Annotated in this window: 10 protein-coding genes; 4 read left to right on the forward strand and 6 right to left on the reverse strand. The window is 40.1% G+C overall.

The window, feature by feature from the left end; all coding sequences use genetic code 11:
* Positions 1–194: 194 nt before the first annotated feature.
* From lpdA to ampD, 6 genes are all read right to left on the reverse strand, one after another.
* The gene (gene lpdA / locus R0J88_RS17515) at positions 195–1,622 is read right to left on the reverse strand and encodes a dihydrolipoyl dehydrogenase (RefSeq protein WP_006794548.1); all 1,428 of its coding nucleotides are present in this window, start codon (positions 1,620–1,622) and stop codon (positions 195–197) included.
* A gap of 175 nt (positions 1,623–1,797) precedes the next feature.
* Entirely contained in the window at positions 1,798–3,702 is a 1,905-nt protein-coding gene (gene aceF, locus R0J88_RS17520) for a pyruvate dehydrogenase complex dihydrolipoyllysine-residue acetyltransferase (RefSeq protein ID WP_410900553.1), read from the reverse strand.
* A gap of 10 nt (positions 3,703–3,712) precedes the next feature.
* A complete protein-coding gene (gene aceE / locus R0J88_RS17525) occupies positions 3,713–6,379 on the reverse strand; it encodes a pyruvate dehydrogenase (acetyl-transferring), homodimeric type (protein ID WP_410900554.1) in 2,667 nt (888 codons plus the stop codon).
* Positions 6,380–6,469: 90 nt separating this feature from the next.
* Positions 6,470–7,219 (reverse strand): pyruvate dehydrogenase complex transcriptional repressor PdhR, encoded by a 750-nt coding sequence (gene pdhR, locus R0J88_RS17530; protein ID WP_006794551.1) that lies wholly within the window; start codon positions 7,217–7,219, stop codon positions 6,470–6,472.
* A gap of 394 nt (positions 7,220–7,613) precedes the next feature.
* The gene (gene ampE, locus R0J88_RS17535) at positions 7,614–8,465 is read right to left on the reverse strand and encodes a beta-lactamase regulator AmpE (protein WP_410900555.1); all 852 of its coding nucleotides are present in this window, start codon (positions 8,463–8,465) and stop codon (positions 7,614–7,616) included.
* 13 nt (positions 8,466–8,478) lie between these two features.
* A complete protein-coding gene (ampD, locus tag R0J88_RS17540; RefSeq protein ID WP_410900556.1) occupies positions 8,479–9,033 on the reverse strand; it encodes a 1,6-anhydro-N-acetylmuramyl-L-alanine amidase AmpD in 555 nt (184 codons plus the stop codon).
* 216 nt (positions 9,034–9,249) lie between these two features.
* Between ampD and nadC the strand changes: the two genes are divergently transcribed.
* From nadC to R0J88_RS17560, 4 genes are all read left to right on the forward strand, one after another.
* On the forward strand, positions 9,250–10,095 hold the full coding sequence (nadC, locus tag R0J88_RS17545; RefSeq protein ID WP_410900557.1) for a carboxylating nicotinate-nucleotide diphosphorylase: 846 nt from the start codon (positions 9,250–9,252) through the stop codon (positions 10,093–10,095).
* A gap of 526 nt (positions 10,096–10,621) precedes the next feature.
* Positions 10,622–11,068 carry a pilin gene (locus R0J88_RS17550; protein ID WP_410900558.1) on the forward strand — a complete coding sequence of 149 codons (447 nt, stop codon included), beginning with the start codon at positions 10,622–10,624 and terminating at the stop codon, positions 11,066–11,068.
* A 48-nt stretch (positions 11,069–11,116) separates the two neighbouring features.
* Entirely contained in the window at positions 11,117–12,337 is a 1,221-nt protein-coding gene (locus R0J88_RS17555; RefSeq protein WP_410900559.1) for a type II secretion system F family protein, read from the forward strand.
* Positions 12,338–12,494: 157 nt separating this feature from the next.
* Positions 12,495–13,385 carry a prepilin peptidase gene (locus tag R0J88_RS17560; protein ID WP_410900560.1) on the forward strand — a complete coding sequence of 297 codons (891 nt, stop codon included), beginning with the start codon at positions 12,495–12,497 and terminating at the stop codon, positions 13,383–13,385.
* Positions 13,386–13,401: the final 16 nt, after the last annotated feature.

The raw sequence follows: 13,401 nt of genomic DNA on the forward strand, positions 1-13,401 counted from the left end.
ATCAGCTATCAGCTATCAGCTATCAGCTATCAGCTATCAGCTATCAGCTATCAGCTATCAGCTATCAGCTATCAGCTCAAAATAAAATGGCATTTTATTAAAGCAAGTTTTGTTTATGTTTGGATTAACAGCTATAAAACAAAAAACCCAAGCCGAAGCTTGGGTTTTAAAAAAGCGTTGCTAGTTAAAAGAACTTACTTCTTCTTTTTAACTGCTTTTTTGTTTGGTAAATCAGTGATTGAACCTTCAAAAATTTCAGCTGCAAGGCCAATTGATTCGTTCAATGTTGGGTGAGCATGAATAGTAAGTGCTAAGTCTTCACCATCTGCACCCATTTCAATACCTAAACCGATTTCGCCAAGCATTTCGCCCGCGTTAATACCAATCATAGCACCACCAATTATACGGCCACTTTCTTTATCAAAGATAAGCTTAGTAGAACCCTCAGTACGAGAAGACGCAATTGCACGACCTGAAGCAGCCCACGGGAATACCGCAGTTTCAATGCTTAAACCTTGCTCTTTAGCTTCTTTCTCAGTAACACCTACCCATGCAATTTCTGGGTCAGTGTAGGCAATTGAAGGAATACATTTAGGGTCGAAGAAGTGCTTCTGACCAGAGATAACTTCTGCAGCAACATGACCTTCATGAACCGCTTTATGCGCAAGCATAGGCTGGCCAACTAAGTCACCAATTGCAAAAATATTGCTTACATTAGTACGTAACTGTTTATCAACGTTAATAAAACCACGCTCATCTACATTTACGCCTGCTTTTTCAGCATCAAGTAAATTACCGTTAGGCGTACGACCTACTGCAACAAGTACTTTGTCGTAACGTACTGGCTCAGCTGGTGCATTTTTACCTTCAAATGTAACGTATAAGCCATCGTCTTTCGCTTCAACAGCAACAACTTTAGTTGAAAGCATAACGTTAAACTTATCGCTTACGTATTTTTGGTAAATTTTGATAATATCTTTATCAGCTGCAGGAACTAATTGATCAGCAAATTCTACTACATCAATTGCAGAACCTAATGCGCGGTAAACAGTACCCATTTCAAGACCGATGATACCACCGCCTAAAACAAGTAGTTTTTCAGGAATATCTTTAAGCTCTAATGCGCCAGTTGAGTCAATTACACGGTCATCTTCTGGGATAAAAGGTAAATTAACTGGTTTTGAACCTGCGGCAATAATAGCATTGTCGAATGTGATAGTAGTTGTACCGTCAGCACCTTCAACAGCTAAAGTGTTGCTACCAGTAAATTTACCATAGCCTGGTACAACTTTAACTTTACGCATTTTAGCCATGCCGTCTAAGCCGCCCGTAAGCTGACCAACAACAGACTCTTTCCAAGAACGGATTTTGTCTAAGTCAATTTGCGGTGCACCAAAAGTAACACCATGAGATGACATTTCTGCAGCGTCATCAATTACTTTAGCTACGTGTAAAAGTGCTTTTGAAGGAATACAACCCACATTAAGACATACGCCGCCTAATGTTTCACGCGATTCTACTAATGTAACTTCTAAGCCCAAGTCAGCAGCACGGAAAGCCGCAGAGTAACCACCAGGACCACCGCCTAGTACAACAACTTGAGTTTTTAATTCGTTGCTCATGCTATTACCTTAATTGTTTGAACGGGACACTGCCCTAAAATTTAACTGCCATGTTTCTGCATGGGCAGAAAATCAGAGCAATTCACAAATAGTGCAAAGATTGTATCATTGCATATAGTAAAAATCCCAGCTAAAAACAACTGGCTGGGATTTGATTTTGTTCATATTGTAGCGATTACATCACTAATTGACGTATGTCGCTCATGTAGCTAGCAAGCGTTGCGGTAAAGCGTGCAGCTAGAGCACCGTCAATCACACGGTGATCGTATGACATAGACAACGGAACCATTAATTTAGGCTCAAAGTCTTTACCGTTCCACTTAGGTTTCATTTCAGATTTAGATACACCTAAAATTGCAACCTCTGGTGCATTAACAATCGGCGTAAATGCCGTACCGCCAATACCGCCTAAACTTGAAATAGTAAAACAGCCGCCTTGCATATCAGATGACGTTAACTTACCTTCACGCGCCTTTTTAGAAATATCCATCAGCTCGCGAGATAGTTCAATAATGCCTTTTTTGTCCACATCTTTAAATACTGGAACAACCAAGCCATTAGGCGTATCTACTGCCACACCAATATTAATGTACTTTTTAAGAATCAAGCTTTCACCATCTTCAGACAGCGACGAGTTAAACGTTGGGAACTCAGCAAGTACTTTAGCCGCGGCTTTCATCACAAACACAAGTGGTGTGATCTTAACGCCAAGCTTTTTCTTCTCGCTTAACACGTTTTGTTCTTTACGGAATACTTCAAGGCTTGTGATATCCGCTTCGTCAAACTGTGTAACATGCGGTATTTGTACCCAGTTACGGTGTAAGTTTTTACCCGATAGCTTTTGGATGCGAGACAGTTTTTTCTCTTCAATTTCACCAAATTTAGCAAAATCAACTTTTGGCCAAGGAATTAAGCCAAGCTCACTGCCACCAGCATTACCTGCTGATGCTGAAACTTGACCAGACTCAACTTGCTTCACTAATCTTTTAACATAGTTTTGCACGTCTTCTTTAACCACACGGTTTTTACGACCCGTGCCTTTTACGTTCGCTAAGTTAATACCAAACTCACGTGCTAAACGACGAACAACTGGCGATGCATGAGCATACGCGCTATTGTTTTCAAAACTTTCGTTGCTAACTTTAGCAGCAGGTGCAGCCTGTGCTGGCGCAGACTCGGTTTTTGCAGGTGCCGCCGCTGGCTTTTGTTCAGCAGGTACTGAAGCTTTTGTAGGTGCACTGCCTGCAACTTCAAATACAAAAATAAGTGAACCAGTTTTAACTTTATCGCCCGCTGCTACTTTGATTTCTTTAACTGTACCTGCAAATGGCGCGGGTACTTCCATAGCCGCTTTGTCGCCTTCAACGTTCAAGATAGATTGCTCTTCTTCAACGGTATCACCAACAGCAACCATGATTTCAGTTACTTCAACTTCGTCGTCGCCAATATCAGGGACGTTTACTTCTTTTGTGCTTGGCTCGGCGCTTTGAGCAGTCTCTGCTGGCGCAGATTCTTGCTTAGGCGCATCTGATGCTGGTGCGCTCGAACCTGCAACCTCAAAAACAAATACTAATGAACCTGTTTTTACTGTATCGCCAGTAGCTACTTTAATCTCTTTTACAGTACCAGCAAACGGTGCTGGTACTTCCATAGCCGCTTTGTCACCTTCAACGTTTAAGATAGATTGCTCTTCTTCAACGGTATCGCCAACAGCAACCATGATTTCAGTTACCTCAACTTCGTCATCACCAATATCTGGTACGGTTACTTCTTTAGTTGAAGAACCTGAAGCGCGAGCTGGTGCTGCCGATTCAGCGGGTGCTTCAGGTGCTGAATCAGCACCTGCGCTTTCGCCTTCAAATATAAATACTAAAGAGCCCGTTGTTACTGTATCGCCAACATTTACTTTAATTTCTTTTACGGTACCCGCTTGCGCAGCAGGTACTTCCATTGAGGCTTTGTCGCCTTCAACTGTCAGTAAAGATTGGTCAACATCTACTTTGTCACCAACGCTTACTAAGATTTCGGTTACTTCTACGTCATCGCCACCGATATCTGGAACATTAATTTCAATACTCATTACAAACCTCTTATGCGTACAGTGGGTTTAGTTTATTTGTGTCGATGTCGAATTTCTTAAGCGCGTCAACAACAACAGACTTTTCAACTTCACCGCGTTTAGCAAGTTCAGATAACGTAGCAACAACCACGTAGCTTGCGTTAACTTCAAAATGACGACGTAAGTTTTCACGGCTATCAGAACGACCGTAACCATCTGTACCTAACACTTTATAGTTGCTGCTAGGAATAAATGAACGCGCTTGTTCTGCGTAGTTTTTCATGTAATCGGTAGCGGCAACAGTTACTGAGTCGTTTAATACGCTCGTGATGTAAGCTGTTTTTTGCTCGCTTTCTGGGTTGAGCATATTGAAACGCTCAACATCTTGACCATCACGCGTAAGCTCATTGAATGACGTTACAGAGTAAACGTCTGATGCAATACCGTAATCATCACTTAAAATTGCAGCCGCTTTACGCACTTCAGTCATGATAGTACCTGAGCTTAATAGCTGTACGTTGGCTTTTTTACCTTCGTAGCTTTCAAGCTTATAAATACCTTTACGAATACCTTCTTCAGCACCTTCAGGCATAGCTGGCTGATGGTAGTTTTCGTTCATTAGCGTTAGGTAGTAGTAAATATTTTCTTGGTCGTCACCGTACATACGACGAATACCATCTTGTACAATTACGGCAACTTCAAATGCGTAAGTCGGGTCGTAAGAAATACAGTTAGGAACCGTATTTGCAAGAATATGGCTGTGACCATCTTCGTGCTGTAAACCTTCACCATTTAGCGTAGTACGACCAGCCGTAGCACCTAATAAGAAACCACGTGCTTGTTGGTCTCCCGCCATCCATGCCATGTCACCAACACGTTGGAAACCAAACATAGAGTAGTAAATGTAGAATGGGATCATTGGTAAATCATTCGTGCTGTATGATGTTGCAGCAGCAACCCATGACGACATTGCACCTAACTCATTAATACCCTCTTGAAGTACTTGCCCTGATGTAGCTTCTTTATAATAAGAAACAATATCACGGTCTTGAGGGGTGTAGTTTTGGCCATGTGGGTTGTAAATACCAATTTGACGGAATAAACCTTCCATACCAAAGGTACGCGCTTCATCGGCAATAATTGGTACAATGTTTTTACCAATACCTTTGTCTTTCAATAAAATATTAAGAGCACGAACAAAGCCCATTGTGGTTGAAATATCACGTTTTTGCTCTTCAAGTAGTGGCTTAAATGCTGCTACTTCTGGCAACTGTAATTTTTCAGAAAACTTAGCTATACGTGTTGGTGTATAACCTTCTAAGTCTTTACGACGAGCGTGTAAGTACTTGTACTCTTCAGAGCTTTCATCAAGCTCTAAGTATGGTAACTCTTTTATTGCTTCTTCAGAGACTAAATCTTGTAGGCCTAAACGGTCACGTAAGTGTTCAACATGACTCATGTCCATTTTTTTCACTTGGTGCGCAATGTTTTTACCTTCAGCTGCTTCACCCATGCCGTAACCTTTTACAGTTTTAGCAAGTATCACAGTAGGACGGTCGTTAGTTTGCTCGGCCTTTTTAAATGCAGCATAAAGTTTTGATGGTTCATGACCACCACGCTTAAGCGCAAAAATTTCGTCATCCGTCATATCAGCAACAAGGGCTGCTGTTTCTGGGTAACGACCAAAGAAATGCTCACGAACGTACGCGCCATCTTTTGCTTTATATGTTTGGTAATCACCGTCAATTGTTTCGTTCATCAATTGTAGTAATTTACCTGTTGTATCTTTAGCTAGCAGAATATCCCAACCGCTTCCCCATACAACTTTAATTACGTTCCAACCTGCGCCTTTAAATAGGCCTTCAAGTTCTTGAATAATTTTGCCATTACCCATTACTGGGCCATCTAGACGCTGTAAGTTACAGTTAATTAAGTAACATAGGTTGTCTAGCTTTTCACGTGCAGCAAAAGAGATTGCGCCGCGTGATTCTGGCTCATCCATTTCACCATCACCTAAAAACGCGTATACACGTTGGTTTTTAGTGTCTTTTAAGCCACGGCCGTCTAGGTATTTTAAGAAACGCGCTTGGTAAATAGATGCAATTGGACCTAAACCCATTGATACTGTAGGGAACTGCCAAAATTCAGGCATTAATTTAGGGTGTGGGTACGACGGTAAACCTTTACCATCAACTTCTTGGCGGAAGTTATCTAGTTGAGCTGCGCTTAAACGGCCTTCAACAAATGCACGCGCGTAAATACCCGGAGAAATATGACCTTGGTAATAAACTAAGTCACCACCATCTACCTCGTTTGGCGCTTTAAAAAAGTGGTTAAAACACACTTCATAAAATGCTGCTGACGATTGGTAAGACGCCATATGGCCGCCTAAGTCGAGATCTTTTTTAGATGCACGCAGAACGATCATAATCGCGTTCCAACGAATAATTGAACGAATACGGCGTTCAAGGTTCACATCACCTGGATAAGCAGGTTCTTGATCTACAGGAATAGTATTAACGTAGTTCGTGGTAATACCCGTTGGCATATCAACGCCGTCTAAGCGGGCTTGCTCTAATACTTGCTCAAGTAAGTACTGAGCTCGTTCAACACCTTCTTCACGCACAACTGATTCAAGAGCTTGTAACCACTCTTGTGTTTCTAGCGCGTCTACGTCAATTTTATTGACTTCAGACATATGGAGGTTTCCTTATGTTTAAAATACGAATGTTGTTAATTTAATACAACTGATACTTAAGTTAGTGTGTTCAAGTAATAGAGTATTAGCTTAATTTTGTTTTGTGCGTCTTAAACTACGTTCAATTCGCGAATATTCTTTGCCCGCTTCAAGTAATGCTTCTTCAATAAACGCTAAATGCGCATTACTTGCTAAACGAGCTTGTTCTGGATTGCCGTCAATAACCGCATCCATTAACAAACGCCTGTGCTCGGCTAACTGACTGCTAATATCAGGTTTTTCTAGTAAAACCGTTAAATTTTGCAATACGTTTTGCTCAAGCAGCGCCTGCATACCTCTCACCAAGTGCAATAACACAACATTATGTGAGGCCTCAGCCACACTAAAATGAAAGGCATTAATTGCTTTTGCTTTTTGCTGTAGGTCATCATGCGAAAGCGCAATTTTATCAAAGCTTTGTTTTACTTTAGTAAAATCGTTACTTGTACCTCGCAGTGCTGCGTAGTAAGCAGCAATACCTTCTAAAGCATGACGAAATTCAAGCAAATCAAATTGTGACTCAGGGTGTTTACTTATCAGTTCAAACAACGGATCAGTTAACCCTTCTTCCAGCTGATTTTTTACAAACGTACCGCCGCCTTGACGACGCGTAACTAGCCCTTTTGCTTCTAGCTTTTGAATGGCCTCGCGCAGCGAAGGACGAGACACTTCAAACTGTTTTGCTAGTTCACGCTCTGGAGGCAGCTTTTCTCCTGGTGCTAACGATCCCTCAAGAATCATATTCTCAAGTTGCTGTAAAATAACATCAGATAGTTTTGCTGCTTTAATCTTTAAAGACATGAATCAACGTCCGCGTTGTATAAATACCACCCCTAAAACTGGAGCTTAAAGTTATAAGATTTACCCAAAAGGTAAATTGGTCATACCAAGAATTTGCAATACGTTATCAAAAACCCATATAGCTGTCAATTTACAGGTTACTTGTACGGGAATATTAGCGTAACGCATTTTTAACGAAGATCAAACAATACACAATATAGCTTAGTTTTGAGAGGCTAGTAAGCTGGCCATCCAAATGGTCTGACCAGATAAATTTAGAGTTTTAACTCTATTTTAAAGGAGGAGTTAATCGCTATGTTTAAAGTGTTTTAAATAGGCAAGGAGGCCAAAAGCAAAGCACTTTAGCGTAAATAAGTGCTTTGCCTTTAAATAGGCTGTAAAAATAAATAAGGTGTTAAGACAAGCCTCCAAACAAAGTAAGTAATGCAATTAAAACTAAATAAAAGAGTACATTACGCTTAACTAACTTAATCATACACGTTGCCTCGTAAGTGCAACCGTAATAACGCTTTTCTACTTGCTCTGCTGCAAGCGCAGTATAAGTGACGACCTTTCGGTTAGGGCTTGAAAAATCAAGCGCGTAGTGTAACCAGCAGCTCGTTCCTTTATTAAAGTTACCAATTACTAAGTAACCAAAACTCGCTATACGTGCCGGTAACCAATCTAACCAAAACAGTAATTTATGTATTAACTTAAAATGTTTAGCAAATATCACTTTGTGGTTATCTCGTACTAAATCGGCAAAGGTACGTACAAGAGCATATAAAACAGCACCCGGCGCACCTAAAACAACAAACCAAAAAATAACTGCACAGTAAAACCTAAAATTTACCCAAGCAAGTGTTTGCCCAAAGGTTTCACCGCCTTTTTGATCTTCAGTACGTTTTTGCCCCATTTGCAATGCATATAAAGACGCCGCAGTACCATCATCGCGTGTAAGTGCGTTTAAATATGCTTTATATAAAGCACGTTGCTTAGCACAACCAAAGCAAACAAGTAAAACAGCAATATTAATGGCCAACTCCCACAAAACAAATTCCGACAAGTTGTAAATACACGCCATAGCAACTGCGGGTAAAAATAGCCAAATTAAAAAACCCATTGCCGAACTAAACAAACCGTTACTGGCAAGTAAGCGGTTGGAGCGTTTTAAATAGCCATTAGCGTAATAGCTTATTTGCCAATAGTTAGCTCGCGCCCCTAAACGCTCTAAAATTAACGCTAAAATAATAGAAACTAAAATCATGATAGTGACTCTCTCAACTTGGTTGCTCAAGCATGTTTAAAAATAATGGCCAGTTAAAACTACTGCCGGGGTCTGTTTTGCGACCGGGTGCAATATCGCAGTGCCCCACAATACGCGAAGAGGTAATTTTGGGGTAGCGCTGCATTATAGATCTACTTAAATTACATAACGAGGCGTACTGAGTGCGAGTATAAGCAGCTGTATCGGTGCCTTCAAGCTCAATACCAATACTATAATTATTGCACGCAGTTTGTCCTTCATATTCTGATACGCCGGCATGCCAAGCACGCTTGTCAAATGGCACGTATTGAATAACCTCACCAGTGCGTTTTATAAAGCAATGAGCTGATACGCGCAGCCCTTTTAAATCACTAAAACTTGTATGGGCATTACAATCAATGCACCCCATAAATAAATCATCCACAAAGGGGGTACCAAACTGCCCTGCGGGGAGTGAAATATTATGAATGACCAACAAGGTAATATCTGTGTGTTCTGGGCGCTCATCATAGTGCGTGCATGCGCGCTGTTGCGCCGCTAATAACACTCCATTTAAATCAATTGCCATTACATTTATACCAAACTATTCATAACCTTGATGCTAAAGGATTTATAAAAATAATGATAGTAACCAAGCCTCACCTAGGTAGGTAGGGAATTATAAGCTGCTTATATTTTAATATTAAAGCTCTCTGCTATGCTCTAATAATTAAAAGCGCTTCTATTCATTATTTAAACATAGTAAAATTTTCTTTAATTTATTAATGCTTATGAGCTTTTAGCCATGTCTATTTCGCACACTTTACTTAGTCAACTTGTTACCCTTGCGCTCGACGAAGACTTAAACTACCAAACCGCAGCCGATGGAGATATTACCGCTCAGCTTATCCCACAAAACGAGCAAGCAAGTGCCAAAGTGATAACCCGTGAAGACTGCATATTTTGTGGAAAAGACATCATTATTGAAGTGTTCAAGCAAGTAGACCCAACAGTGCAGTTATCAGTACTGGTAAACGATGGCGACGTTGTCACTGCCAACAGCACATTATTTACAGCAAAAGGGTCCGCCCGCGCAATTTTAACCGCAGAGCGCACCGCACTTAACTTTGTACAAACGCTTTCTGGCACAGCAACAACCACAGCGCATTATGTAAAAGAGCTTAGTGGTACAACTACACAATTACTCGATACCCGCAAAACGATTCCAGGGCTAAGAGCCTTACAAAAATATGCAGTAAAATGCGGCGGTGGCGCAAACCACCGTATTGGGTTGTTTGATGCGTTTTTAATAAAAGAAAACCACATAGCAGCCTGCGGAGGTATTGAAAAAGCCGTTGCTCAGGCAAAACTAAACCACCCAAGCAAACCGGTTGAAGTTGAGGTTGAATCGCTGCAAGAGCTAAAACAAGCCATAGACGCTGGCGCCGATATAATCATGCTTGATAACTTTAGCGTTGAACAAATTAAGCAAGCCGTAATCTTAACTAACAAGCGCGCTAAATTAGAAGTGTCTGGCAATATGACGTTAGCAACACTCAAAACGTATTCTCAAGCCGGAGTTGACTTTATATCTAGTGGTGCATTAACAAAAAACTTACAATCAATCGATTTGTCGATGCGTTTTGAATGATGTATGGCCAAAGTAATAATTTAGTTCTACATTTAATAAATGCTAAAGCGTTGACAAGTTAAAACAAAAGTAATTTAATAGTTAAAAACAACTAATTGTAACAATTTGTTAAATTAATTAGCTGTTTTAGGAAAAGTAGCGTGCTAACAACTAAAATAAAATGATACACTTGTATTGTTTTATTATAAAAGCTCATCATAAATAATTAGATGCTTGATTTTTAAGCTCATCCTAACAAGCAATCCAAGTTACTTATGACTACACTTTTTATTAGCTGCTGGTAGCAATTATTTGTATCCAGCCTATAAGCAGCCAGTTAAGTATAAAACATAGTGAATTCACGCCTAGCTTTTGTGTTTCAAACTCTAAAGCTATAGTGTAAATATAGCGCTAACCCCACAACAAAATGTGAATAGCGCAAAAGTTTATTTTAAGCAAAGCTGTAAAGTAAATCAGTTAAATTAAGTTCGGTATTTTGCCAATTAAGTGATTTAACTTACACAATCTATCCTTTAGGAGAGGAAACATGAAAACAATGACTCAAAAACAACAGGGTTTCACCCTAATTGAATTAATGATTGTAGTAGCAATCATCGGTATTCTTGCAGCGGTAGCGTTACCTGCGTATCAAGATTATACTCTAAAAGCGCGTTTTTCAGAAGTTAAAACGTCTGCTGCATCAGTTAAATTCACGATGGCGCAGTGCCTTCAAGAAAACAATAACAGCGTAGCCGCTTGCAGTACTTACGACCTTTTAGGAATAGCTGCACCAGCAGCTAACGATAACCTAGCCAGTGTTACCATTACGGCAGCTTCAGGTGCGATTACAGCTACTGCAACAGCCTCAGCTGGTGGGTATACATATATACTAACACCACCTGTGATCGACCCTGCATTACCAGCACCTTCAACATATGTATTCACAGTAAGCGGTACATGTTCTGAGCAGACAAGAATTTCTAACCTTTGTTAATAAACAATTAAAAAAAGGGCTGATTAGCCCTTTTTTATTTGATAATTCATGAAAAAAACAAATAATCTAGATACATTCCAATGGATAGGAGTAAGCGCTCGAGGAAAAAAACTCGAAGGTGAGCTTACAAGCAGCAGTATTGCATTGGTAAAAGCACAATTGCGCAAGCAAGGTATTACTCCTTCAAAAGTAAAACGAAAACCAAAACCTCTATTTGGTATTCAGAGCGTTCAAAAAATCATCCCGAAGGATATAGCTTTAGTTACACGCCAAATAGCTACCATGTTAATGGCAGGCGTCCCACTTATTCAAGCTATTGAAATGATTGGTTCTGGCTCTAGCAACAAAAGTGTAGCTAAATTAATGGAAACCATTGGCGATGAAGTCAAAGCAGGGCAACCACTTAACCAAGCGCTAAGAAAGCACCCTCGTTATTTTGATGACTTATATTGTGATTTAGTGGCGTCGGGCGAGCAATCAGGTGCACTTGATAAGATTTTTGACCGTGTTGCTTTATACAAAGAAAAATCAGAAGCGCTTAAATCAAAAATTAAAAAAGCCATGTTTTACCCTATAGCAGTATTACTCGTTGCGCTTATAGTTACTTCAATACTTTTAATATTTGTAGTGCCTCAGTTTCAAGATATTTTTAATGGCTTTGGTGCTGAACTCCCTGCCTTTACATTATTTGTCATTGGAATATCTGAGTTTATGCAAGAGTATTGGTGGGTTGCATTAATTATAGTAGTAATCAGTGGTTGGGTTTTTAAAGAGGCAAGCCTTAGAAGCTTAAAACTCAGAGATGCAACCGATAGAGCCATATTAAAACTCCCTATCATTGGTATGATTTTAAATAAAGCTGCGGTTGCACGTTATGCTCGTACACTTTCAACCACTTTTGCAGCCGGTGTACCACTTGTTGATGCTCTCGACTCTGCCGCTGGCGCCTCGGGTAATGCAGTTTACCGTTATGCTATTTTAGATATAAAAGCCGAAGTTAGCTCGGGTAACCAAATGAACTGGGCCATGCGTAACTCTAAAATATTCCCTGATATGGTAATTCAAATGGTTGCCATTGGTGAAGAGTCTGGCTCGTTAGATGGCATGCTGGCAAAAGTAGCGACTATTTACGAGCAAGAAGTTGATGATGCGGTTGATGGCCTTTCAAGCCTGTTAGAACCACTTATTATGGCGGTACTTGGTGTACTTGTGGGTGGATTAATTATTGCTATGTATTTACCTATTTTCCAATTAGGTTCTGTTGTTTAATTAATAAAAAATTTTACAGAAATTAAAGAACGCCTTATTTTTATAAGGTTGGCGGTTTAGTCTTCTCATTTGCTTTCTTTAACTTCTCTTTGTGATAATTATCTCACTTAATTTTTAGGCTTTTTTAGACTTTTTTTAGACAAATTTTCAGGTATATATGCAAAGTATTATTGAAGTAATGCAAAGCCAACTGTGGTTTTATTTAACTACCGTTGGCTTAGTTAGTTTATGTGTGGGTAGTTTTTTAAACGTAGTTATTTACCGTTTGCCGCTTATAATGCAACGTGAATGGCAAAGCGAGTGTAGGCTACTACTAGAAGATGAAGTAACAAACAAACCTACACAAGCCAATACCAGTGAGCCTTTTAACTTAGTAAAACCCAACTCTACCTGCCCTAAATGCAAAACGGCCATTAAGCCTTGGCAAAATATTCCTATCATTAGCTGGTTATTACTTAAAGGTAAATGCGCAAGTTGTAGTCACCCAATCTCTATTCGATACCCTGCTATTGAGGCCATTACCGCTCTATTAAGCTTAGTAATTGCTTATACCTTTGGCGCAACAGAACAAGCATTATTATACATAGTGATCACGTGGGCACTTGTGGCACTGACCTTTATTGATATAGACCACATGTTACTGCCCGATCAGCTCACTTTACCGCTTGTTTGGCTGGCACTTATTGCCGCCGTTGCCGGAATTACAATTACGCCAAGTGATGCCATTATAGGGGCAGCCTTTGGTTATTTAAGCTTATGGAGTGTTTTTTGGTTATTTAAATTGCTAACAGGCAAAGAAGGCATGGGCTATGGCGACTTTAAACTGTTAGCGTTATTTGGTGCTCTGCTAGGCTGGCAATCGTTACTCACTATAATACTGCTTTCAAGTGTTGTTGGCGCCATTATTGGTATCGCTTTATTAAGTATTCAAGGTAAAGATAAGGCAACGCCCATTCCATTTGGTCCTTACTTAGCAATAGCCGGGTGGATCACGTTACTGTGGGGTAACCACTTACAAAGCGTGTATTTTAATTTAATTGGGTACTAACTTGAGTGCTGACTGA

This window comes from Pseudoalteromonas sp. SIMBA_162, from assembly GCF_046535955.1.
Classification (GTDB): domain Bacteria; phylum Pseudomonadota; class Gammaproteobacteria; order Enterobacterales; family Alteromonadaceae; genus Pseudoalteromonas; species Pseudoalteromonas marina.

What these genes read in the sequence shown, in the direction of transcription:
- lpdA (WP_006794548.1), bottom strand. Translation starts at nt 1,622, where the DNA reads ATGAGCAACGAATTAAAAACTCAAGTTGTTGTACTAGGCGGTGGTCCT.
- aceF (WP_410900553.1), bottom strand. Translation starts at nt 3,702, where the DNA reads ATGAGTATTGAAATTAATGTTCCAGATATCGGTGGCGATGACGTAGAA.
- aceE (WP_410900554.1), bottom strand. Translation starts at nt 6,379, where the DNA reads ATGTCTGAAGTCAATAAAATTGACGTAGACGCGCTAGAAACACAAGAG.
- pdhR (WP_006794551.1), bottom strand. Translation starts at nt 7,219, where the DNA reads ATGTCTTTAAAGATTAAAGCAGCAAAACTATCTGATGTTATTTTACAG.
- ampE (WP_410900555.1), bottom strand. Translation starts at nt 8,465, where the DNA reads ATGATTTTAGTTTCTATTATTTTAGCGTTAATTTTAGAGCGTTTAGGG.
- ampD (WP_410900556.1), bottom strand. Translation starts at nt 9,033, where the DNA reads ATGGCAATTGATTTAAATGGAGTGTTATTAGCGGCGCAACAGCGCGCA.
- nadC (WP_410900557.1), top strand. Translation starts at nt 9,250, where the DNA reads ATGTCTATTTCGCACACTTTACTTAGTCAACTTGTTACCCTTGCGCTC.
- R0J88_RS17550 (WP_410900558.1), top strand. Translation starts at nt 10,622, where the DNA reads ATGAAAACAATGACTCAAAAACAACAGGGTTTCACCCTAATTGAATTA.
- R0J88_RS17555 (WP_410900559.1), top strand. Translation starts at nt 11,117, where the DNA reads ATGAAAAAAACAAATAATCTAGATACATTCCAATGGATAGGAGTAAGC.
- R0J88_RS17560 (WP_410900560.1), top strand. Translation starts at nt 12,495, where the DNA reads ATGCAAAGTATTATTGAAGTAATGCAAAGCCAACTGTGGTTTTATTTA.